At 67.3% G+C, this 22957-nt stretch carries 20 protein-coding genes and 1 pseudogene; 1 reads left to right on the top strand and 20 read right to left on the bottom strand.

The features are described 5' to 3' along the window. Positions 1-95: 95 nt before the first annotated feature. The gene (locus tag FZ983_RS11595) at positions 96-782 is read right to left on the bottom strand and encodes a YafY family protein (RefSeq protein WP_149223718.1); all 687 of its coding nucleotides are present in this window, start codon (positions 780-782) and stop codon (positions 96-98) included. Between the two features lie 115 nt (positions 783-897). Here FZ983_RS11595 and FZ983_RS11590 point away from each other — a divergent pair, with 115 nt between their 5' ends. Beyond that, on the top strand, positions 898-1632 hold the full coding sequence (locus FZ983_RS11590) for an SDR family oxidoreductase (RefSeq protein ID WP_149223717.1): 735 nt from the start codon (positions 898-900) through the stop codon (positions 1630-1632). A 75-nt stretch (positions 1633-1707) separates the two neighbouring features. On the opposite strand, the gene pnp is transcribed toward FZ983_RS11590, so the two are convergent. The 19 genes and pseudogenes from pnp to FZ983_RS11495 all read right to left on the bottom strand — a co-directional run bounded on the left by pnp (position 1708) and on the right by FZ983_RS11495 (position 22669). After that, positions 1708-3819, bottom strand: coding sequence for a polyribonucleotide nucleotidyltransferase (pnp, locus tag FZ983_RS11585; protein WP_149223716.1), 2112 nt, complete (start codon positions 3817-3819; stop codon positions 1708-1710). A gap of 353 nt (positions 3820-4172) precedes the next feature. Next, on the bottom strand, positions 4173-4442 hold the full coding sequence (gene rpsO, locus FZ983_RS11580) for a 30S ribosomal protein S15 (protein ID WP_085090536.1): 270 nt from the start codon (positions 4440-4442) through the stop codon (positions 4173-4175). A gap of 14 nt (positions 4443-4456) precedes the next feature. Next, positions 4457-5398, bottom strand: a complete 942-nt coding sequence (truB, locus tag FZ983_RS11575) for a tRNA pseudouridine(55) synthase TruB (protein WP_149223715.1) — start codon at positions 5396-5398, stop codon at positions 4457-4459. 142 nt (positions 5399-5540) lie between these two features. After that, positions 5541-6008 (bottom strand): annotated as a pseudogene (gene rbfA, locus FZ983_RS11570) (30S ribosome-binding factor RbfA); the annotation flags it as partial. Between the two features lie 48 nt (positions 6009-6056). Next, positions 6057-6434: a type II toxin-antitoxin system VapC family toxin gene (locus FZ983_RS11565; protein ID WP_149223713.1), complete on the bottom strand. Its 378-nt coding sequence runs from the start codon at positions 6432-6434 to the stop codon at positions 6057-6059. Then, complete coding sequence (locus tag FZ983_RS11560; protein ID WP_149223712.1) at positions 6431-6739, bottom strand: type II toxin-antitoxin system prevent-host-death family antitoxin; 309 nt, start codon at positions 6737-6739, stop codon at positions 6431-6433. Before FZ983_RS11560 ends, FZ983_RS11565 begins: the two co-directional genes overlap by 4 nt. Positions 6740-6861: 122 nt before the next feature. After that, on the bottom strand, positions 6862-9720 hold the full coding sequence (infB, locus tag FZ983_RS11555) for a translation initiation factor IF-2 (RefSeq protein ID WP_149223711.1): 2859 nt from the start codon (positions 9718-9720) through the stop codon (positions 6862-6864). A gap of 21 nt (positions 9721-9741) precedes the next feature. Beyond that, positions 9742-10542: an RNA-binding protein gene (locus tag FZ983_RS11550; RefSeq protein ID WP_149223710.1), complete on the bottom strand. Its 801-nt coding sequence runs from the start codon at positions 10540-10542 to the stop codon at positions 9742-9744. 74 nt (positions 10543-10616) lie between these two features. Continuing rightward, positions 10617-12176 carry a transcription termination factor NusA gene (nusA, locus tag FZ983_RS11545; protein WP_149223709.1) on the bottom strand — a complete coding sequence of 520 codons (1560 nt, stop codon included), beginning with the start codon at positions 12174-12176 and terminating at the stop codon, positions 10617-10619. 128 nt (positions 12177-12304) lie between these two features. After that, positions 12305-12805, bottom strand: a complete 501-nt coding sequence (rimP, locus tag FZ983_RS11540) for a ribosome maturation factor RimP (RefSeq protein ID WP_063635668.1) — start codon at positions 12803-12805, stop codon at positions 12305-12307. A 264-nt stretch (positions 12806-13069) separates the two neighbouring features. Continuing rightward, on the bottom strand, positions 13070-13792 hold the full coding sequence (locus FZ983_RS11535; protein ID WP_149223708.1) for a tRNA (guanine(46)-N(7))-methyltransferase TrmB: 723 nt from the start codon (positions 13790-13792) through the stop codon (positions 13070-13072). A gap of 108 nt (positions 13793-13900) precedes the next feature. Beyond that, positions 13901-15070 (bottom strand): methionine adenosyltransferase, encoded by a 1170-nt coding sequence (gene metK, locus FZ983_RS11530; protein WP_149223707.1) that lies wholly within the window; start codon positions 15068-15070, stop codon positions 13901-13903. A gap of 237 nt (positions 15071-15307) precedes the next feature. Continuing rightward, positions 15308-15802, bottom strand: a complete 495-nt coding sequence (locus FZ983_RS11525; RefSeq protein ID WP_149223706.1) for a helix-turn-helix transcriptional regulator — start codon at positions 15800-15802, stop codon at positions 15308-15310. A gap of 130 nt (positions 15803-15932) precedes the next feature. Continuing rightward, the gene (gene lnt / locus FZ983_RS11520) at positions 15933-17546 is read right to left on the bottom strand and encodes an apolipoprotein N-acyltransferase (RefSeq protein ID WP_247883717.1); all 1614 of its coding nucleotides are present in this window, start codon (positions 17544-17546) and stop codon (positions 15933-15935) included. 284 nt (positions 17547-17830) lie between these two features. Then, entirely contained in the window at positions 17831-18787 is a 957-nt protein-coding gene (locus FZ983_RS11515; RefSeq protein WP_149223704.1) for a hemolysin family protein, read from the bottom strand. Further along, a complete protein-coding gene (ybeY, locus tag FZ983_RS11510; RefSeq protein WP_014249225.1) occupies positions 18784-19290 on the bottom strand; it encodes an rRNA maturation RNase YbeY in 507 nt (168 codons plus the stop codon). The genes FZ983_RS11515 and ybeY overlap by 4 nt, the downstream gene beginning before the upstream one ends. Next, entirely contained in the window at positions 19287-20381 is a 1095-nt protein-coding gene (locus FZ983_RS11505) for a PhoH family protein (RefSeq protein ID WP_149223703.1), read from the bottom strand. The genes ybeY and FZ983_RS11505 overlap by 4 nt, the downstream gene beginning before the upstream one ends. Next, positions 20378-21772, bottom strand: coding sequence for a tRNA (N6-isopentenyl adenosine(37)-C2)-methylthiotransferase MiaB (gene miaB, locus FZ983_RS11500; protein ID WP_149223702.1), 1395 nt, complete (start codon positions 21770-21772; stop codon positions 20378-20380). The genes FZ983_RS11505 and miaB overlap by 4 nt, the downstream gene beginning before the upstream one ends. A 192-nt stretch (positions 21773-21964) precedes the next feature. Continuing rightward, on the bottom strand, positions 21965-22669 hold the full coding sequence (locus FZ983_RS11495; RefSeq protein ID WP_149223701.1) for an N-acetyltransferase: 705 nt from the start codon (positions 22667-22669) through the stop codon (positions 21965-21967). Between the last annotated feature and the right edge of the window lie 288 nt (positions 22670-22957).

The raw sequence follows: 22957 nt of genomic DNA, 5'->3' as shown, positions 1-22957 counted from the left end.
GGGCGGTTCCGTTCGCCGCCCTCACCGGCACAGCCAAGACTAGGCCCACATGCTGACAGTTTCCGTCAGCATGCTGTCAGCCCCCACCTCAATCGCTACTGCGGGATACCCTCCGCCGCGCGCCACTCCTTCAGCATCGCCTGCCGGCGACGGGGATAGCGGGTGTCGCTGGCGGTCAGCGCAAGGATACGGTCGGTGCGGAAATGGCGGAAGGACTGGCGCAGCTCGCACCACGCCACCATCACCCGCACCCGGTCGAAGAATCCCAGCGCGAAGGGCCAGACGATGCGCCGGCTTTCCGACCCGTCGCGGTCGCGATAGGCGATCTCCAGCTTGCGCTCCGTCCTGATGGCGCTGCGGATGGTCGCCAACTCGGCATCCCCTGCGGCGATCGGTTCACCCGGACCCACCAGCAGGGTGGAGCCGTCCAGGCCCTCCCGCTTGTCCGGCGGCAGCACCGCGGCGATCTTGGCGAGCGCGTTGCGCGCCGCCCCGCCAAGCCGGCTGTCGCCGCGGTCCACCACCCAGCGCGACCCCAGCACCAGCGCCTCCAGTTCCTCCTCGGTGAACATCAGCGGCGGCAGCAGGAAGCCGGCGCGCAGCAGATAGCCCACCCCCGGCTCCCCCTCGATCATCGCGCCCTGCGCCTGCAGCGTGGCGATGTCGCGATAGAGCGTGCGCAGGCTGACCCCCAGCTCGTCGGCAAGCGACTTGCCGCTGACCGGCTGCCGGTGCCGCCGCAGAACCTGCATCAGATCGAGGAGACGTTCGGCGCGCGACATGAAACCGGAGGGTGAGGGACAGGGGCAGCGATGGAAAGCACCGCTTGTTCGGGGTGTTCACCCGGTTCGGGCAAGCATACTGTCGCAGTGGTTGAGGCTCAATCCAGAGGGAGTCATGAAAGCCATCCTTATCACCGGCGGCGGGCGCGGGATCGGAAAGGCCACCGCTATTCTGGCCGGCAGCCGCGGCTGGTCGGTGGGCATCAATTATATCGGCAACGAAGCCGCCGCCGATGAAACGGCCGACGCGGTGCGGGCGGCGGGCGGCCGGGCGGTGACGCTGCGCGGCGACGTGGCGGTCGAGGCGGATGTCGTCGCCATGTTCGAGGCGGCGGAACAGCAGCTTGGACCGCTCGACGGCGTGGTGGTGAACGCCGGCATCGTCGCGCCATCCTGCCCCTTGGCCGAAATGAGCGCAGAGCGGATGCGCCGCGTGTTCGAGGTGAACGTCTTTGGCGCCTATCTCTGCGCGCGGGAGAGTGCGCGCCGTCTGGCGCCGCGGGGGGCGGGTTCCATCGTCCTGATGTCCTCGGCGGCGGCCCGGCTCGGCTCGCCCTTCGAATATGTCGACTACGCCGGATCGAAGGCGGCGCTCGACACGCTGACGATCGGGCTGTCGAAGGAGTTGGGGCCGCAGGGTGTCCGCGTCAATGCGATCCGCCCCGGCCTGATCGACACGGAGATCCACGCCAGCGGCGGACAGCCAGGCCGCGCCCAGCGCCTGGGCGTCAACGCTCCGCTTGGCCGGGCCGGGCGGGCGGAGGAGGTGGCCGAGGCCGCCGTCTGGCTGCTGAGCGATGCCGCGTCCTACACGACCGGCGCGATCCTCGACGTGTCGGGCGGCCGCTGACGGCGCCGCAGAAAGAAAAAAGCCCCGGCTCCTGCGAGCCGGGGCTTTTTCGTTACCCGAACCGGGAGAGACGGATCACTCCGCCTTCTTGGTCAGGTCTTCGCCGGTGGCCTGGTCGACCTGCTTCATCGACAGCTTGACCTTGCCGCGATCGTCGAAGCCGATGACCTTGACCTTCACCGAGTCACCCTGCGACACGACGTCCGACACCTTGCCGACGCGCTGCTGCGCCAGTTCGGAGATGTGGACGAGACCGTCGCGCGAGCCCAGGAAGTTCACGAAGGCGCCGAAATCGACGACCTTCACGACCTTGCCGGTGTAGACGACGCCCATCTCCGGCTCGGCGACGATGCCCTTGATCCACTCGATGGCGGCGTCCGACTTCTTCTGGTCGACGGCCGAAACCTTGACGGTGCCGTCGTCGTCGATGTCGATCTTGGCGCCGGTCTGCTCCACGATCTCGCGGATCACCTTGCCGCCGGAGCCGATCACGTCGCGGATCTTCTCCTTCGGGATGTTGATCACGGTGATGCGCGGGGCGTTCTCGTTGACGCCTTCGCGGGCGCCGGTCAGCGCCTTCGACATCTCGCCCAGGATATGCAGGCGGCCGTCCTTGGCCTGGCCCAGCGCGATCTTCATGATCTCCTCGGTGATCGAGGTGATCTTGATGTCCATCTGGAGCGCGGTGACGCCGACCTCGGTGCCGGCGACCTTGAAGTCCATGTCGCCCAGGTGGTCTTCGTCACCCAGGATGTCCGACAGGACGGCAAAGCCGTGGTCTTCCTTGATCAGGCCCATGGCGATGCCGGCGACCGGACGGGCCAGCGGGGCACCGGCGTCCATCAGCGACAGCGAGGTGCCGCAGACGGTGGCCATCGAGGAGGAGCCGTTGGACTCCGTGACTTCCGACACGACGCGCAGCGTGTAGGGGAAGTCTTCCTTCTTCGGCAGCAGCGGGTGGATGGCGCGCCACGCCAGCTTGCCGTGGCCGATCTCGCGGCGGCCCGGGCTGCCCATGCGGCCGGCTTCACCCACCGAGTACGGGGGGAAGTTGTAGTGCAGCATGAAGTGCTCGCGGTACTCGCCTTCGAGCGCGTCGATGATCTGCTCGTCCTGGCTGGTGCCGAGCGTGGTCACGACCAGCGCCTGGGTTTCGCCGCGGGTGAACAGGGCCGAACCGTGGGCGCGCGGCAGGATGCCGACTTCCGACACGATCGGGCGCACGGTCTTGGTGTCGCGACCGTCGATGCGGCGGCCGGTCTTCAGGACGGCGCCGCGCAGGATGTCGGCCTCAAGCTCCTTGAACTCGAAACCGATCGACTGGGCGTCGAATTCCTCGGCCAGCGTCTCGAGCGCCTTCGCCTTGGCGGCGCCGACCTTCTCGTAGCGGCTCTGCTTGACCGTCTCGGTGTAGGCAGCCTCGACATCCGACCCGACGGTCTCGCGCAGGCGAGCCTTCAGGGCCTTGCGGTCATAGGCCGGCTCCGGCAGATCCCACGGCTCCTTGGCGGCTTCCTCGGCCAGATCGATGATCATCTCGATCACCGGCTGGAAGTTGGTGTGGCCGAACATGACGGCGCCCAGCATGACCTCTTCGGTCAGCTCCTTGGCTTCCGATTCGACCATCAGCACGCCTTCGACGGTGCCGGCGACGACCAGGTCCAGATCGCTGTCCTCGACCTCGTCCATGGTCGGGTTCAGCACATACTGGCCGTTCTTGTAGCCGACGCGGGCGGCGCCGATCGGACCCAGGAACGGGATGCCGGAGATCGTCAGGGCGGCCGAGGCGCCGACCATCGCCACGATGTCCGGATCGTTCTCCAGATCATGGCTCAGCACGGTGCAGACGACCTGCGTCTCGTTGCGGAAGCCATCGGCGAACAGCGGACGGATCGGACGGTCGATCAGGCGGCTGACCAGCGTTTCCTTCTCGGTCGGACGGCCTTCGCGCTTGAAGAAGCCGCCGGGGATCTTGCCGGCCGCGAACGCTTTTTCCTGGTAATTGACGGTCAGCGGGAAGAAATCGACGCCCGGCTTCGGCGCCTTGGCAGCGACGGCGGTGCACAGGACGGTGGTGTCACCATAGGTGACCAGAACCGCGCCGTTGGCCTGGCGGGCGATCTTGCCCGTCTCGAGGACCAGCTTGCGCCCGCCCCATTCGATTTCTTTACGATGAACAGTAAACATGGATTCTTTCCTTCCATCCGACACCCTGCAACGGCCGGATTGCCGCCCAAGGCCGGGGCCATCGGTCGTAGGACCCCGCGAGAAAACTGGTGATATGGTGTTCGACAACAGGAATGAACGAATCAAGATAGAGGTGCCGTGGATGCAAAAAAGGCCGGTCCCCGAATAAACGGGCCGGCCTGTCCATCACGAAACGCTCAAGATCGAGTTTCTATTGCCAATAACCAATGAGGTGTTCCGGAACGGTACAGGTGAACGAAGACTTTTCCTTGTTCCGCTGCTCCGGTGGGAAGCCCCCGGCCGGAGGTGGCCGGCCAGGGGAACCCGAACCCGTCAGCGGGACGGCGCAGCCGTTAGCGGCGCAGGCCCAGACGCTCGATCAGAGCGGCGTAGCGCGACTGATCCTTCTTCTTCAGGTAGTCGAGCAGACGGCGGCGCTGACCGACCATCACCAGCAGACCACGGCGGGAGTGGAAGTCCTTCTTGTGGCTCTTCAGGTGTTCGGTCAGGTTGCTGATGCGCTCCGTCAGGATCGACACCTGAACCTCGGGCGAGCCGGTGTCGGCCTCACCGCGCGAATATTCCTTGATCAGCTCTTGCTTGCGCTCGGGCGTAATCGACATCGGGGTCTCCTAAATCACGTGAGGTTGAGCACGCGCACCGGACGGACCTCCGCCCCCTCGACACGGGCCAACGCCACCGGCGTTCCGCCGAAAAGCGCAATAACGGTGCCATCCCCACCGTCAGCACCCTGAACCGCCATCAGGCGGTCACGATCCTGCCGGGTGAGGAGAGCCACCGTCTGGCCGTGCCTCAGTCGGTGCGCTTCCGCTTCCGTCAGGGCCAGCGCCGGGATGTCGTCCAGCGCGGTCTCGATCGGCAACAGAAGTCGTTCGACGGCCGCACCTTGCTCCATGGCGGCCAGTTCGTCCAGGGAAATCGCGCGGTCCAGCGTGAAGGATCCGACGCGCAAACGGCGCAGAAGCCCGACATGGCCGACCGTTCCCAGCGCTTCCGACAGGTCGCGGGCCAGCGAGCGGACATAGGTACCCTTGCCGCAATCGACCTCGAACACCGCATGGTCGGTGTCCGGCTCCTCGACAAGTTCAAAGCGGTCGATGCGCACGGTGCGGGCGGCCAGATCGACCGCGTCGCCTTCGCGCGCGATGTCGTAGGCGCGCTCGCCGTCGATCTTGATGGCGCAGAACTGCGGCGGCACCTGCTGGATCTCGCCCAAGAAGGCGGGCAGGGCGGCGCGGATCGCATCCGTGCTCGGCCGGTGGTCGGAGCGGTCGATCACCGCGCCCTCGCGGTCGTCCGTGGTCGTCCGCTCGCCCCAGCGGATGGAGAAGCGGTAGGTCTTGGCCCCATCCATGGCGTAGGAGACGGTCTTGGTCGCCTCGCCCAGCGCGATCGGCAGGATACCGGTCGCCAGCGGGTCCAGGGTGCCGCCATGCCCCGCCTTCTCGGCGTTCAGCAGGCGGCGCACCTTCGACAGCGCCTGGGTGGAGGTCATGCCTTCCGGCTTGTCCAGCACGACCCAGCCATGGATCGGCGTGCCCTTCCGCTTACGAGCCACGACGGCCGCCCCGGCTCTCACCCCGGCTCTCGTCGTCGCCTTCGCCCTTATCCGCACCCTTGTCCTCGTCATCGAGCATGGCGCGGTCGTCATCGTCGAGGTCGTCGTCCTCGTTCGCCTCGTCGGGGCCGAGATCGTCCTCCTCATCCCAGGAGTCGTCCTCGTCCTCGTCATGGTCGTCGTCGCCGTTGACGCGGCCCAGCGGATGTCCGCTCAGGTCGCGGGCGACCTCCGGGCTGTGCAGGATGCTGTCGATGCGGTGGGCATAGTCGAAGGAGGTGTCGCCTTCGAAGCTCAGCGTCGGGGCATGGCGCAGGTTGACCATGCGCGCGACCTGTCCGCGCAGGAAGGCGGCGGCCCGGCGCAGGGCGACCTGGGCCTCCTCCATCCGCTCGCCGCCCAGCGTCGAATAGAAGACGGTGGCGTTGGATAGGTCGGGGCTGATCCGCACCTCGGTGACCGTGACGTTCAGCGAGGCCAGCTCCGGATCGTGGAAGTCACCGCGGCGGAACAGGTCGGCAAGCGCGTGGCGCAACTCCTCGCCGACGCGCAGTTGCCGTTGGGACGGGGGCTTGCCGGCGGTGAACGCGCCGCGCTTCTTGCTGGCCATGATACGTGTCTTTCGTCGATGTCTGCTACCCGTGCGGTCCGACGGCGGTCAGGACCAGAGAACGGGCACGTCGTAAAGTCTTATGGTTCGGTCGGCACTTACCAGCGTCAAGCCATCCGCCTGCGCCTGTGCGATCAGCATCCGGTCGAAGGGATCGCCATGGTGCCGGGGCAGGCTGTCCAACCTCTCGATGTGACGGACATCTATGGCAAGGATCGTCAGTCCGTTCTCGACCAGAAGGCGATGGAACCCGCTGGGCAACGTCAACTTTCCGAGACCAACCTTGATGGTGAGTTCCCAGAGCGATGCGATGCTCGCCAGAACGGTGCTGGAGCCGTCGGCGATCACCGTCCGGACGGCAGGGCCGAGCTTCGGGTCGTCGGTGGCCAGCCACAGCAGCACATGGCTGTCGAGCAGCAGCTTCACCCCGGCATTCCTTTCCACTGGTCCGGCCACTCCTCATCCGGAGCGAGACCGTAGAAACTCTTCAACAGGTCGTCCGGCAGCGGAGCGTCGAAATCATCGGCGATCCGGATCTGGCCCTTGGCGAAGCCGAACCGTATCGGTGGCTTACCGGTCGGAACGCCTTCGGACTGCGCGTATTCGGCGACGGGCACCAGCTTCACCGCCGGCTTTCCGTCGCGAAGGATGACGATCTCTTCGCCATTCTCCACACGGTCGATCAGTTCGGCCATGTGCCCGTCGGCTTCGGATAGCGGAATGCGATCCATAGCGTCACCTCCAGGTAGGCTTCACCACCTTCGTCCGGAAAATGTCCGGAAAACGAACCGCCCGGCCCGCTCCGGTGATCCATCGTAAGATGGGCCGGAAGGGGCCGGGCGGGCCGTCGGATTTACAGCTCGCGGGCGATTTCCTCGATCTCGAAGGCTTCGATCTGATCGCCGGCCTGGATGTTGTCGTAATTCTCGAAGGCCATGCCGCACTCGTAGCCCTCGCGCACTTCCTTGACTTCGTCCTTGAAGCGCTTGAGCGTCTTGAGCGTGCCTTCGTGAATAACGACGTTGTCGCGCAGCAGGCGGACGCCGGCGCCGCGCTTGACGACACCCTGCGTGACCATACAACCGGCGACCTTGCCGACCTTCGTGATGTTGAACACCTCGCGGATGGTCGCGTAGCCGATGAAGCGTTCCCGCAGCGTCGGAGACAACAGACCGGTCAGCGCCGCCTTCACGTCGTCGATCACGTTGTAGATGATCGAGTAGTAGCGGATTTCGACGCCGTCGCGCTTGGCGAGGTCGCGGGCCTGCGGGTTGGCGCGGACGTTGAAGCCGATGATCATCGCGTTGGACGCATTGGCCAGCGTGATGTCGGACTCGTTGATCGCACCGACCGAGTTGTGCAGGACGCGGACCTTGACCTCGGTGTTCTCGGCCGTGAGCTTCTCCAGCGAGCTGGCGATGGCTTCGATCGAGCCCTGCACGTCGCCCTTGATGACGACCGGCAGTTCCTTGGCCTCGCCGGCCTGGATGCGGCTGAACATGTCCTGCAGCGAACCGCGGGCCGACGCCGCCACCACCGCTTCGCGCTTCTTGCGCTGGCGGAACTCGGCGATCTCGCGGGCACGGGCTTCGGACTCGACGACGGTGAAGTCGTCGCCGGCCATCGGCGTGCCGTTCAGGCCCAGGACCTCGACGGGGACAGCCGGGGCCGCCTCGTTGACGTTCTGGCCGCGGTCGTTGATCAGCGCACGGACGCGGCCCCATTCGGCACCCGTCACGAACACGTCACCGACCTTCAGCGTGCCGCGCTGGACCAGAACGGTGGCGACCGAACCACGGCCACGCTCCAGCTTCGCCTCGATGACGACGCCTTCGGCGGCGCGCTCGGGGTTGGCCCGCAGCTCCAGGATTTCGGCCTGGAGGAGGATGGCCTCTTCCAGCTTGTTCAGGTTGCGCTTGGCCTTGGCCGACACTTCGACGTCGAGAACGTCGCCGCCCATCTCCTCGACCACCAGCTCGTGCTGGAGCAGTTCCTGACGGACGCGCTCCGGCTTGGCATCGGGCAGGTCGCACTTGTTGATGGCGACGATGATCGGAACCTTGGCCGCCTTGGCGTGGCGGATGGCTTCGATCGTCTGCGGCATGACGCCGTCGTTGGCGGCCACCACCAGCACGACCACGTCGGTGACGTTGGCGCCGCGGGCACGCATCTCGGTGAAGGCGGCGTGACCCGGCGTGTCGATGAAGGTGATCTTCGCACCCGACTCCAGCTGCACCTGATAGGCGCCGATGTGCTGGGTGATGCCGCCGGCTTCGCCCGACACCACGTCGGTCTGGCGCAGCGCGTCGAGCAGCGAGGTCTTGCCGTGGTCGACGTGGCCCATGATCGTGACGACCGGAGGACGCGGGACCAGGATGGCACCCTCTTCCTCGGTGGCACGCAGGCCGATCTCGACGTCGGACTCCGACACGCGGCGGACGCGGTGGCCGAACTCGGTGATCAGCAGCTCGGCGGTGTCGGCGTCGATGGTCTGGTTGATGGTCGCCATCACGCCCATGCGCATCAGCGCCTTGATGACGTCGGCGCCACGCTCGGCCATGCGGTTGGCCAGCTCCTGGACGGTGATGACTTCCGGCAGCACGACGTCGCGGGTGACCTTCGCCGTCTCCTGGCGGCTCATCTGGCGCAGGCGTTCACGCTCGCGGGCACGGCGGACGGCGGCCAGCGACCGGGTGCGGTCGCTGCCGTCGTCGCTGAGCGCCTGCGAGACGGTCAGCTTGGTGCCCTTGCGGCGGTCGGCACCGGCGGGAGCCTTGGCGGCCGGACGGGCCGGAGCGGCCTTGGCCGGGGCGCCGCCACGGCCACCCTTGCGGCGGTTGTCGTCCTCTTCCTCGACGGCGCGGGCCGGCGGGGCACCTGCGCCCGGCAGGGTACGGCCGGGAGCGGCGTCGCCGGCAGGACGGGCGGAGGCACCGCCGGGGCGCTGATCGCCAGCCGGACGGGCACCGGCGGGACGGGCACCGTCACGGGCGGCGCCATCGCGGCCACCGTCACGGCGCGGCGCCGGTTCGGCATCGCGGCGCTTGGCCTCCTCGGCTTCCTTGCGCTTGGCCTCTTCCTCCTTGCGGCGGCGTTCGGCCTCTGCGGCGATCTTGCGCTCTTCCTCCTGGATGGCGCGCATCTCGTCCAGCTCGCGCTGGCGCAAGGTGTCGGCGTCCAGGATGATCGGCGGCATTTCCGGCTCGGCCTGAGCCGGAGCGTCGGAGACGGTCGGAGCGGCAGCGGTATCGGATGCGGCGGCAGGAGCGGCGGTTGCCTCTTCGGCGGCACGGGCGGCGGCCTCGGCGGCGCGCGCTTCCGCGCGGACCGCTTCTTCCTCGGCCTCGATCCGGCGCTGCTCTTCGAACGCCGCGGCGCCACGAAGCGCACGCAGGCGGGATTCCAGCTCCTCGCGGGTCAGTTGGCGCCCGGCAGGGGCACCACCGCCGCGGGGCCGCTGGCCCTGCGCGCCGCGCATGGGCAGGCCCTGGGCAGCTTGACGCGCAGCGGCGCCGCCGTCGGCAACGCCGGGCACGGCGCCCTTTTCAACATGACGCTTGCGCTTGACCTCTACGGTCACCGCTTTTGACCGGCCATGGGAGAAGCTCTGCCGGACCTGGGTCTCGACCGGCTTCTTCGACTCCAGCTTTCCTTTGCTGGCGCCGGTTAGGTGCAAGACTTTCTTCTGGTCCTGGTCGTTGCTATCGGTCATCGGTTCCCGAGTGGTCAGACGTTACATCGCAGGCCGGCCGGCCGTATCGCCGACTCCCGAGCCCTTATCAGAATCCTGGTGCGCATCCCGATCCCCTGGGGGATCTTTCAGGTCCAGGTGCCTCCGGGGACCTTTCAGCCCCCTCAAGCGTGCCGCTTCGCGGACCAGCCCAGCGGCCAGCCTGCCTCGCGCCACCACGGCATGCACCGCGTGATCGCGTCCAAGCGCCGCGGCCAAGGCCGAGGACTCGAACAGATCGATCACCGGCAGCGACGGCGCGAGCGCCGTCACCTTGCCGCGCTGGTCCAGCGAGCCGTCCGCGGCTTCCACCAGCAGGGCCGGCGGGGGACCCGCACGGCCGACCTGGTTGGCCTTCAACGCCTCGCGCACCTTCTCGTACCCCGCCAAAACGTGCCCGGCACGGCGGGCAAGGCCCAACGCGTGCAGACAACGCCGTTCCAGCAGCCGTTCCAGCCTCTCGGCCAGATCGGGCGGTACTTTCACCGCCCGACGGGCCGCTTTGGCGAAAACGGATTTACCCATGGCCTTCGCCAGGGCATCCCGGTCGGCCGTGACCCAAAGGCCGCGGCCGGGCAGACGTTCCTCCAGGTCGGGAACCACCTCACCGTCGGGGCCGATCACGAAGCGGATCATGCTCTCCTTCGGCCCGACCGTGCCCGACGCGATGCAGCGGCGCAGAGGCCCCTTCTCGTCGTCGGCCGGCAGGCGGTCCGTCCCGGCACCTTCGTCCTGTACCAATTCCTGATCCGGCACCGCATCCGCGGCGGCGGTCGGTGTCCGTTCGTCGTTCCGTTCGGTCATCCGATCGTCATCCGCTCGCGCGGTCCCGAATAATCGTTCCTGTCGGGCGCAGTTCCAACCGGCATTGCTGCCGGTCAGGCCTGCGCGCCCTGACCACCGGCGCTGCCATCTGCCGCAGGGGCCGCGGCGGCGCCGTCCTGTTCCTCACCCTCGAACCAGTGGGCGCGCGCGGCCATGATGATCGCGTTCGCCTCTTCCTCCGAGGGCGCGTCCTTGGCGCCGTCCTTGGACAGGATCTCGACCAGCTCGTCACCGGCCAGATCGGCCAGATCGTCCAGCGTCTTCACGCCGTTCTCGCCCAGCTTCACCAGCTGCGTGGCGGTGAAGCCGGTCAGCTCGGCGACGATGTCCTCGACGCCCAGTTCCAGACGGCGTTCGTTCGCCTGCTCGTCCTGCACTTCCAGGAAGGCGAGGGCGCGCTGCTTCAGCTCGTCGGCAACCGACTCGTCGAAGCCTTCGATCTCCGCCAGCTCCTCGGTCTCGACGAAGGCGATCTCCTCGACCGAGGTGAAGCCTTCGGCAACCAACAGGTGGGCGATCACGTCGTCGACGTCCAGCGCCTTCATAAACAGGGCCGAACGGCTGTGGATTTCCTCCGACCGGCGCTCCGACTCCTCCTGTTCGGTGAGGATGTCGATGTCCCAGCCGGTCAGCATCGAGGCGAGGCGCACATTCTGGCCGCGGCGGCCGATGGCCAGCGACAGCTGGTCGTCGGGCACCACCACCTCGATGCGGTGGTTGTCGTCGTCGAGCACGACCTTTGCGACCTCGGCCGGGGCGAGCGCGTTGACGACGAAGGTCGCCGCCTCGCCCGACCACGGGATGATGTCGATCTTCTCGCCCTGCAGCTCGCCGACGACCGCCTGGACGCGGCTGCCGCGCATGCCGACGCAGGCGCCGACCGGGTCGATGGAGCTGTCGTTGCTGTGGACGGCGATCTTCGCACGGCTTCCCGGATCACGGGCGACCGCCCGGATCTCGATGATGCCGTCGTAGATTTCCGGCACTTCCTGGGCGAACAGCTTCGCCATGAACATGGGATGCGTGCGCGACAGGAAGATCTGGGGCCCGCGCGGTTCCTCGCGGACGTCGTAGATATAGGCGCGCACACGGTCGCCGTTCTTGAAATGCTCGCGCGGCAGCAGCTCGTCGCGGCGCAGGATCGCTTCGGCGCGACCCAGGTCGACGGTGACGTTGCCGTATTCCACGCGCTTGACCAGACCGTTGACGATCTCGCCGTTGCGGTCCTTGTACTCGTTGAACTGGCGCTTGCGCTCGGCGTCGCGCACCTTCTGCACGATCACCTGCTTGGCGGTCTGGGCGGCGATGCGGCCGAAATCGATCGGCGGCAGCGGGTCGACCAGGAAATCGCCGATCTTGGCGCCGGGCTTGCGGCGCTGGGCGTAGGGCAGGGTGACCTGCGTGGCCTCGTTCTCCACCGTCTCGACCACCTCCAAATGGCGGGTCAGATGGATGTCGCCGGTCTTGCGGTCGATCCGGGCGCGGATGTCGTGCTCGTGGCCGTACTTGGAGCGGCCGGCCTTCTGAATCGCCTGCTCCATCGCCTCCAGGACTTCGTCCCGGTCGATGTTCTTTTCGCGGGCGACCGCGTCAGCGACTTGCAGCAATTCCATCCGTTACACTTCCTGGCTCGGTCTTGTGTGATGCCGGTCTTGCGTGATGTCCGGTCGGTTCGGCGGGATATCGGTTCGGCTTTCGGGGGCGGGCATCCTGTCGGCGTGTCCTTGGCGGACCCGGGCCGTCAGTTCTGCGGGCCTTCCTGCTGCTCCTGGCTGGCGCGGATCAACTCGTCCGTCAGCACCAGCTTGGCGCGCAGGATGTTGTCGAACTCCAGCCGGGCCGGTCCCTGTTCGGTGTCGACGCACACGAGGCCGTCCTCGACGCCCTTCAGCATGCCCTTGAAACGCTTGCGGCCGTCGATAGCCATGCGGCTCTCCAGCCGGGCTTCGAAGCCGGCGAAGCGCTCGAAATCCTTGAGGCGGGTCAGCGGCCGGTCGATGCCGGGTGAGCTGACCTCCAGCGTGTAGGCTTCGCGAATCGGGTCTTCCACGTCCAGCAGGGCCGAGACGGAGCGGCTGATGTCGGCGCAATCCTCGACAGTCATGGGCGCGCCGTCGGCGCGCTCCGCCATGATCTGGAGAACCGACCGCTGGCCGCCTGAGATCTGAACGCGCACGACCTCATAGCCCATGGCTTCGACCGACGGCGTGATGATCTGTTCGATGCGACCTGTAGCGTCCATTCCACCTGACCCAAAGCCTGCGGCCGGGATCGAACCGGACGAGGTTTCCACAACAGAAGGTTCAAAAAGCGCATGTTTCCACACGCTGATAAAAAAATAAGTGGGCAAAAGCCCACCCGCAAAGCGTCTCGCCGGCCCGGTTGCCCGGGCCGCCGATCCGTATGGGTTCTCAGAGGCTGAATATAGTCATTCCGACCGATGCCGCAAGCCTTTTCGGTCCTGATCGGCTTTGCTGGTCGGATTCTCAAGCGGAACGGGTATGCGTCAGCTTCGCGGGCGACGGACGAACCGCATGAAGACCGGCTTGCGGCCGGCGGCGATAGCCTTTTCCTCGTATCGGGTCGCCGGCCAGTCGTCGGGCCGGACGCGCCAGTCCGACGGGCGTCGCGCCGTCCATTCGAAATCGGGATGCTTGACCGTGTGTTCAAGCATCCAGCGCACCAGACCCATGTCGTCGCTGGCCAGGCGCAGCTCCGCGCCGTCCTTCAGCACGCGGGCCAGCCGCGGCAGGTTCTCCGGTCCGATGAACCGGCGGTCGGCATGACGCTTCTTCGGCCATGGGTCGGCGAACAGCACGAAGGCGCGGCCGATTGAGGCGTCGGGCAGGGCGTCCAGCAGCGGCCGGGCGTCGTCGGGCTGGATGCGGACATTGCTCAAGCCCTCGTCCTCGATCATGCCCAGCAGGCCGGCGATGCCGTTGATGAAGGGTTCGGCACCGATGAAACCGACATCCGGATTGTGTCCGGCCTGCCAGGCCAGGTGATGGCCCATGCCGAACCCGACCTCCAGCCAGACCTCGCGCTTGGGTGTATCGAACAGCCCGGCGGGATCCAGGCTGTCGCCGGGCTTGGGCAGTGCGATCTGAAGCTGCGGCAGCAGGGTGTCGATCAGTTCCGTCCGGCGCTTGCGCAACGGCCGGCCCTTGCGGCGCCCGAAGAGGCGGTTGGAGCTTTCGGAAAGGGGTCCGGAGGTGCTGTCGTCGGTCATGTCGGAACGCTGCATGGAAATGAGGAAAGCGCAAAAGAAAGCAGGGGCCGTTTCCAGCCCCTGCCGTTTTTTCCGCATCGGCTGCGGATACTATGCCGCGAAGGCGCCTTAGAGGAAGGCGTTCCGCAGGTCGCCGACCAGATCGGTCTTCTCCCATGAGAAGCCGCCGTCGACCTCCGGCTCGCGGCCAAAATGGCCGTAGGCGGCGGTGCGGGCGTAGATCGGCTTGTTCAGGCCCAGATGCGTGCGGATGCCGCGCGGGGACAGGTCCACCAGCTGCTGCAGGATGTCGGACAGACGGTCCTCGTCGACGTTGCCGGTGCCGTGGGTGTCGACATAGACCGACAGCGGCTTCGACACGCCGATGGCGTAGGAGACCTGGATCGTGCACTTCTCCGCCAGTTCCGCCGCGACGACGTTCTTGGCGAGATAGCGGGCGGCATAGGCGGCCGAGCGGTCGACCTTCGTCGGATCCTTGCCGGAGAAGGCGCCGCCGCCGTGCGGGGCCGCGCCGCCGTAGGTGTCGACGATGATCTTGCGGCCGGTCAGGCCGGCGTCGCCGTCCGGGCCGCCGATGACGAAACGGCCGGTCGGGTTGACGTACAGGTTCTTATCGTCGCACATCCAGCCTTCCGGCAGGCAGTTGACGATGTGCGGCAGGACGATCTCGCGCACGGCGTCCTGCTCCAGCCCCTCGGCGTGCTGGGTCGACAGCACGATGGCGGTGGCCCGCATCGGCTTGCCGTCGATGTACTGCAGGGTGACCTGGCTCTTGGCGTCCGGGCCCAGCTGCGGGGCGGCGCCGGAATGGCGCGCCTCGGCCAGCGACTTCAGGATGGCGTGGCTGTAATAGATCGGCGCCGGCATCAGGGCCGGGGTCTCGCGGCAGGCATAGCCGAACATGATGCCCTGGTCGCCGGCACCCTCGTCCTTGTTGCCGGCGGCGTCGACGCCGACCGCGATGTCGGCGGACTGGGAGTGGACGAAGCACTTGACGTCCATCTTCTCCCAATGGAAGCCGTCCTGCTCGTAACCGATGTCCTTCACCGCGGCGCGGGCGACCTCGACCAACTGGTCGGCCTTGATGCTGTCGGGGCCGCGGACTTCGCCGGCCAGAACGACCTGATTGGTGGTCGCAAGCGTCTCGACGGCCACGCGGGCCTGCGGGTCGTGCGAAAGATAAAGATCGACGATGGCGTCGGAAATGCGGTCGCAGACCTTGTCGGGATGACCTTCCGACACGGACTCGCTGGTGAAGACGTAGTTGAGCTTTGCCACGGGAAACCTCGGCATTCGGCGGCACGCTATTTCATGAGCCGAAACGGCAGACCGGTACAGCGGCCGCAGACACCGGTCCAAAACCGGTTTTGACAAGGAATTCACCCGCGGTCAAGAAGACTACCAGCGGTAAGGGATCGGACCAATCAGCGCACATGCCACACTAAGGGGGAGCGCGGGCGCGCCGCGCCGTCCCCTTTCGGTGGGTATCACATGCCGTGCATCAACCGGCAGGAGTTACTCCGCCGCTTCCGCGACGGCAGCGCTGGCGACCGCTTTCGTCAACTCGAACAGGCGCTTGCGCACGGACGGGTCGCTGATCTTGTAATAGGCGCGGACCAGCTCCAGCGTCTCGCGCTTGGCCATCGGATCGGGCTCGTAGGCAGCGACGGCCCGCTCGTCCGAAGCACCCGCCTCATCGTCGTCCTCGACACGGGCGGCGGCGGCATCGGCCGGCATGTCGTCGAAGAAGAAGGAGACCGGCACGTCGAGCACACGGCTGAGATCGAACAGACGCGACGCACCAATGCGGTTGGCACCGCGTTCGTACTTCTGCACCTGCTGGAAGGTCAGGCCGATCGCCTCGCCCAGCTTTTCCTGGCTCATGCCGAGAAGTGTGCGGCGGAGACGGACGCGGGATCCGACATGGACATCGATGGGATTCGGCTTTCCGGTCTTCGGACGGCCCGCACCCGCACGGCGCCCGCGCGGCGCCCCAGTTTCAGTCTGCATCTCGTTTATCCCTGTAACGGTTGTGCAACCTAGTTACGACATATCCACGTATGCAGTCAAGTCCGCTCCGGTCAACCCGGTTGCACGAAATTGTTCTGCCTATGGCGGGCCTATTGCCCGTAATGCTGCGTCACCGGTGATATCGCGAGGCCAAGGCCGCCAGAAAACAGCCCAGAAGCCCTATGCCGAAAATCCAGTCGCCCATGCGGGCATAGGCTGTGACGCCGGATGGCGCATTCGGCAACGTGGTATCGATGAAGCCCCGCTCACCCAGACCGAGCAATTGTTGCACACGTCCGTACGCATCCACCACCCCGGATATTCCCGTATTCGCCACCCTGACTAGCGGCAGCCCTTCCTCCACCGCGCGGACCTGATTGATGGCGAAATGCTGGTGGGGGCCGGCGGTGCGGCCGTACCAGGCGTCGTTGGTCAGGTTCAGCAGCCATTGGGGGCGGTCGGCGGTGTCGACCACGGCACCTGGGAAGATACTCTCGTAGCAGATCAACGGGCTGAAGGGCGGCAGACCGGCGGCACTGCCTGCAAGATGCAGGGTGCGCGGTCCCGGCCCGGCGGAGAACTCCGCCCCGTTGCCGGCGATGGCACCGACCGGCAGCCACTGCCGCAGCGGCATGTACTCGCCGAAGGGGACGAGGTGGAACTTGTCGTAGCTGGCGACCGCGGCGCCGCTGCCGTCCACCGCCACCATGCCGTTGTAGTAGCGCCGCTCGCCGTCCTCGCCGACGGTGGTGCGGGGCGCTCCGGTGATCAGCAGCCCGCCGGACGGGGTGACGGATGCCATCGCCTGCCGCACGCGCGCGTCGTCCTCGATGAAGAAGGGGACGGCGGTCTCCGGCCAGATGACGACGTTTGGCGGCGGGGCGGCGGGATCGGCCGGCGGGGCGGCCGACAGGGCGAGGTGGCTCTGGAAATTCTGCACCCGTTCGCCGGGAGCCCATTTCAGCCGCTGGTCGATGGCCGCCTGGACCAGCCGCAGCCTGACGCCGGGCACCGGCTCGTCGACCGCACCCGCCAGCCTCCAGGCTCCCCAGCCGCCGAGCACGGCCAGCAGCGCCAGCCCGGCGGCGACGCCGGCCCAGGCGCGGGGCGGCGTGGTGTCGCGGTCGGGCAGGGCGGCGGGCAGCGAGGCGACCAGCACCGTCACCAGCGTCAGGCCATAGATGCCGAACAGCGACACGCTCTGCAGCACCGGCAGCACCCCGACCCAGCCATAGCCGATCAGGTTCCATGGGAAACCGGTGAAGACATGGCCGCGCAGCCATTCCCACAGACACCAGCAGGCGGCGAACAGCAGCGGCCGCGCCAGCCCGGCGCCGAAGCCGCGGCGGCGCAGAAGGTGGAATGACAGGGTGGCGCCGCCGCTGAACATCGCCAGCAGGATCGGCAGTCCGGCCGCGGACAGCGGCAAGGCCCACCAGAAACGCTCGATATCCGTGAACAGCGCGGCGCTGACCCAATAGAGGCCCAGCAGGTGATGGCCGAAGCCGAAGAACCAGCCGATCGCGAAGGCGCCCTTTTTCGTCTCCACTCCGTCCAGCAGCCAGATCAGCCCGGGAAACGCCACCAGCAGCACCGGCAGCAGATCGGCCGGCGGCAGCGCCAGCGTGGCGAGCCCACCCAGCACCAACGCGGCGGCAATCCGGCGCCATCCGGTCAGCGCGGACAGCCGCGCGGAGACGCGGCCCAGCCGGGCCGGGACGGGCATGGTGTCGGTGGCGGTCAAGGCGGAAACTCCGGCAGCGGCAAGGGCAGGCGGCGCCATAGGTAATGCGGCCGGGCAGGGGCGCCAAGGTGCTTGTGGGCGTGGCTGGGTTGTGGAAGGGGGGCGTCGTTGCGGGGTGCCCCCTCCCCATCCCTCCCCCGCTTGTCAGCGGCGGAGGGGGTAGAACGCTCGATGGCGTGATGTCATCGCGAAGCGGCGGAAGCCCCCCCCTCTCCCGCTCTCGGCTGACCGAAGGTCCGTCCGATGGCGTGGGAGGGTCAGGGAGAGAGCAGCATGGCTGACCCTTAGGCCGTCTCCGCCAACTCCGAACTGTTGGCCGGGACGTTGTGGACGCGCAGGCGCTTCAGGCGGCGAGAGTCGGCATCGACGATCTCGAACTCCAGGCCCGAAGGGTGGACCAGCCGTTCGCCCAGCCCCGGTACGCGGCCGGCGATGGAGACGACCAGACCGCCGAGCGTATCGATGTCCTCGCGCTCTTCCTCGGACAGGACCGGGCCGACGCGGTGCTCGAAATCCTCGATGGGCAGGCGGGCATCGGCGATCAGGCTGCCGTCGGGGCGTTCGACCAGACGCGGCGCCGCGGTTTCGTCATGCTCGTCCTCGATCTCGCCGACGATCTCTTCCACCAAATCCTCGATGGTGACGAGTCCGTCGATGCCGCCGAACTCGTCCACCACCAGCGCCATGTGCTGGCGGGTCTGGCGCATCTGCACCAGCAGGTCGAGCACATGCATGGAGGGGGCGACGATCTTCGCCTCGCGGATGATGCCGGTCAGGTCCGGCCTGTGGCGCAGGCCCTCCGGCGAGATCGCCTGCTTCGCCAGCAGGGTCAGCACATCCTTGATGTGGATGATGCCGACCACGTCGTCCAACGTGTCGCGGAACACCGGCAGGCGGGAATGGCCTTCCTCGGCGACGCGCTGGACCAGGGTGGGGAAGGGCGTGTCGATCTCGACCGCGACGATGTCGGCGCGCGGCACCATCACGTCGGCGACGGTGCGGTCGCGCAGCTTCAGGATGTTGGTCAGCAGCGCACGCTCGCCGGAGCCCAGCGAATCCTCGCCGTCCTCGCTGGCGGCATCGTCCAGGCCTGCGATCAGTTCCTCGATCGTCCCGCGCAGGGATGTGTCCTCGCGGCCGCCCCAGACGGTGCGGAGCCACCCCTTGAACAGGTGGCCCAGGGAATGGTCTTCGGCCCCGTGGTCATCACGGGGCGTGCGACTGTCGGATATTTCGCTCATCGGTCCGGCGGTTGGTGGTTGGCGGCATAGGGGTCGGCAATTCCGAAGCTGGCGAGCAACCGGGTTTCCAGCGCTTCCATCTCCTCGGCCTCGTCGTCCGTCTCGTGATCATAGCCCAGCAGATGCAGAACACCATGCATCACAAGGTGAGTCATGTGGTCTTTGAAGTTTTTCCGCTGCTCGGAGGCTTCGCGGGCGACCGTTTCATAGGCCAGGATGACGTCGCCCAGCATGACGGGCATGCCGTCTTGCGCTTCCGGCTCCTCCGCTTCGGTCAGGGCGAAGGACAGCACATTGGTCGGCTTGTCCTTGCCGCGATACTCACGGTTCAGCCTGTGGACCAGCGCGTCGTCGGCCAGGACGACCGACAGCTCGGCCGGTCCTTCCTCGTCGTCATAGGCGGCGCCCAGCGCGGCGAGCGCTGCGCGCTCCGCCAGCCACTCGGCGTCCTCGGCCCAGTCGCCGGCTTCACGTGAAACAGTGATGTCGACGGCGCTGGTCATTCCTCCTCCCCAACGATACCGGCCTCGCGGTCGGTCGTTTCGGGTGTGGAACCGGTACGGCGGGCCTGCTTGCGCGCCGCCTCGCGGACATCGGCCTGGTCATAGGCGCGGATGATGCGGGCCACCATCGGGTGACGGACGACGTCGGCATCGGTGAAGCGGACGAAACGCACGCCTTCCACCCCGCGCAGGATGTCCAGCGCGTCACGCAGGCCCGACCGGGTGCCCGTCGGCAGGTCGATCTGCGAGATGTCGCCGGTAACGACCATCCGCCCGCCTTCGCCGAGACGGGTCAGGAACATCTTCATCTGCATGGGCGTGGTGTTCTGCGCCTCATCCAGGATGACGAAGGCGTTGCCCAGCGTCCGGCCGCGCATGAAAGCCAGCGGCGCGATCTCGATCTCGCCGGACTCCAGCCGCTTCTTCACCTGTTCCGCCGGCAGCATGTCGTGCAGCGCGTCGTAGAGCGGACGCAGGTAAGGATCGACCTTTTCCTTCAGGTCGCCGGGCAGGAAGCCCAGACGCTCACCCGCCTCCACGGCCGGGCGCGACAGCACGATGCGGTCGACCTGACCGGTGGTCAGCAGCGCCACTGCCTGCGCCACCGCCAGATAGGTCTTGCCGGTGCCGGCCGGACCGAGCCCGAAGACCAGTTCGCTCTCCGCCAGTGCTTGCAGATAGGCGGCCTGGGTGGGGGTGCGCGGGGTGATCGGGCCGCGCCGGCGGGTGCGCAGCGCGATCTCGGCGCGGGTGATGGTCGCCTGCGGGCCGGGCGCGCGCGGCTCCTCACCGGCGGCCACACCGGCGAAACCGACGTCGGCGGTCGCCATGCGGACAGCGCCGTCGACCTCGCCGCCGTCGATGGTCTGGCCGCGGCTCAGCCGGCCATACAGGCCGTTCAGCGCCGTGCGCGCCGTCTCGGCAGCTTCCGGCGGGCCGGAGATGGTCAAGGTGTTGCCGCGGGAGATCAGCGACACGCCCAGAAGGGATTCGATGCGGGCGAGGTGGCGGTCATGCTCCCCGTACAGCATCGGCAGCAGCCGGTTGTCATCGAATTGAACGTCGATACGCCGTTCGGGCAGACCGTTCAAGCGCTTGCCTCCAAGGTTACGGCAGGCTGGAAGGGAGAGGCGGTGATATACTCGCCGGTCACGACGGTGCCGGCGAGGCTGTTGGCAAGGGCGGCATCCACCTGCACCTCGACGATGCGGCCGAGCAGCCGTTCGTCCGCCTCGGCATGGACCGACTGCATCCACGGGCTGCGGCCCAGCAGCTGGCCGTCGCGACGGCCAACCCGGTCGAACAGCACCGGGACGCTACGGCCGACGAAGCTGTGGTTGAAGGCGACCTGTTGGGCGTTCAGCAGCTGATGCAGCGCCGCCAGCCGTGCCTCCTTCACCTCTTCCGGCACCTGGGATCCCTCGACCGAAGCCGGGGTGCCGGGGCGCGGGCTGTATTTGAAGGAGTAGGCCTGGGCATAGCCGATCTCGGTGACCAGCTTCAGCGTCGCGGCGAAATCGGCGTCGCTCTCGCCGGGGAAGCCGACGATGAAGTCGCCGGACATCGCCAGATCGGGCTTGGCGGTGCGTAGCCGGTCGACCAGACGGCGGTAGTCGTCAGCGGTGTGCTTGCGGTTCATTGCCGCCAGGATGCGATCCGATCCCGCCTGCACCGGCAGATGCAGGTAGGGCATCAGCTGCGGCACCTCGGCATGGGCGCGGATCAGGTCGTCGGCCATGTCGCGGGGATGCGAGGTGGTGTAGCGGATGCGCTCCAGCCCGTCGATCTCCGCCAGTTCGCGGACCAGCCGCCCGAGGCCCCAGGTGGTGCCGTCCGGCCCGTCGCCGTGCCAGGCGTTGACGTTCTGGCCCAGCAGGTTGATCTCGCGCGTGCCGCCGGCGACAAGCCGTTTCGCTTCCGCAACGATCTGGTCTGCGGGGCGGGAGAACTCGGCTCCGCGGGTATAGGGCACGACGCAGAAGGTGCAGAACTTGTCGCAACCCTCCTGCACGGCCAGGAAGGCGGACACGCCCTGGCTGCCGGCTTCCTCCGGCAGGAAGTCGAACTTGGATTCGGCTGGGAAATCGGTGTTCAGCACACTGCCGGCGGCGCGGCTGGCCTTCGCCACCATCTCCGGCAGGGTGTGGTAGGTCTGCGGGCCGAAGACCATGTCGACGAAGGGGGCGCGGGCGACGATCTCCTCGCCTTCGGCCTGGGCGACGCAGCCGGCGACCGCCAGGATCATCCGGCCGTCCTCGGCCTCCGCCTTGCGGTCCTTCAGCTGGCGCAGCCGGCCAAGCTCCGAGAAGACCTTCTCGGCCGCCTTCTCGCGAATGTGGCAGGTGTTCAGGATCACCATGTCGGCGCCGTCCGGCTCATCGACCGGTTGGTAGCCCAGCGGTGCCAGGACGTCCGCCATCCGGGCGGAGTCGTACACGTTCATCTGGCAGCCCCAGGTCTTGATGAACAGCTTCTTGGTCAACCCGCACCCTTCCGCTCAGAACAAAAACGAATAGCGCGCTCACGATGCTGCGTGGCGCGCGGCACGCCGTCCATCCGGCGTCGCTCCTGAAAAGATGGTATCGCGTGTGGGGCGAATCGAGTCAATCCCGCTTCGCCCCACCCCTATTTGCAAACAGGGCGTTTCCGCAATCCGAACCAAGGGCCCAAATGCTCACGCCGCCCCGGCCTGCAGTCCGCCGCGCCAGAACCAGTCGGTCCGCCGCACGCGGTCAGTCCAGATTCGCTCCGCCGCCGTCCGGCTGAACAGGGCACTGAAAGGGACGGGGGTGTCTCCCGTCTGGATGCCGGTCGGCATGTCGAGGGCCTGCACCAGCACCGGAGTGGTGCCGATGGCGGAGTCCTGGACATCGGCCGGTTCCGGCTTGCCGATCATGCCGGCGGCACCCGACAGCGCGCCCTCGACCAGTTCCAGTCCCAGCAGCCGGTTCATGTCGACCGGACCCGGCATCTCCATGCCAAGCGTCAGGGCGCGGGAGAAGCCGAACCGCTCGTAATAGGGGGCGTCGCCGACCAGGATCACCGACTTGTGGCCCAGCGCCACCGCCTTGTTCAGGCTCATCCGGATCATCTTGCTGCCCAGCCCGCTGCCCTGCAGGTGGGCGGCGACCGCGATGGGGCCGAGCAGGATGGACTGGACGGTGCCGCCGACCAGGATCGGCCAGTAGCGGATGGTGCCCACCACCACCTCGCGCCCATGCTCGTCATGCTCGATGGCGACGAGGTTCAGGGCGGGGATCGAGTCGACGCCGTCGCGCAGCCGGTAGGCGGTCTTGGTGAAGCGGTCCGGGCCGAACGACGCGTCCAGCAGGGCCTCGATGGCGGCGGCGTGCTTCGGCTCTTCGACGGTGATGATCATGCGTGGGGCTCCCGGCGGGAAGAAGGTCTTCTCAGAAGGCTTCTGAAGGGCGGATCGCGCCGCCGCCGGAAGGCCGGGGTGTCAGATCCCCGTTGTGCCTTTGGCGTTCGCACGCGACCCAAGGACGGCCGCAACCGCAATGCGCGGTGCGAGGCTCCGTCGTCGGATGCGAAGGGCGTGCGAACGAGACATGGACAAGGCTCTTCGGCCGTTGCTGGGACTTGCGCATATATCATCGTCGCCCCCCCGTCGCAAGACCGTGGAGACCCGGCGATGATGCATGACTGT

It is taken from the genome of Azospirillum sp. B21, assembly GCF_008364825.1.
Taxonomy (GTDB): Bacteria; Pseudomonadota; Alphaproteobacteria; order Azospirillales; family Azospirillaceae; genus Azospirillum.
The sequence above is the reverse complement of the archived record's forward strand: the minus strand, read 5'-3'. Positions and strand labels throughout refer to the sequence as shown.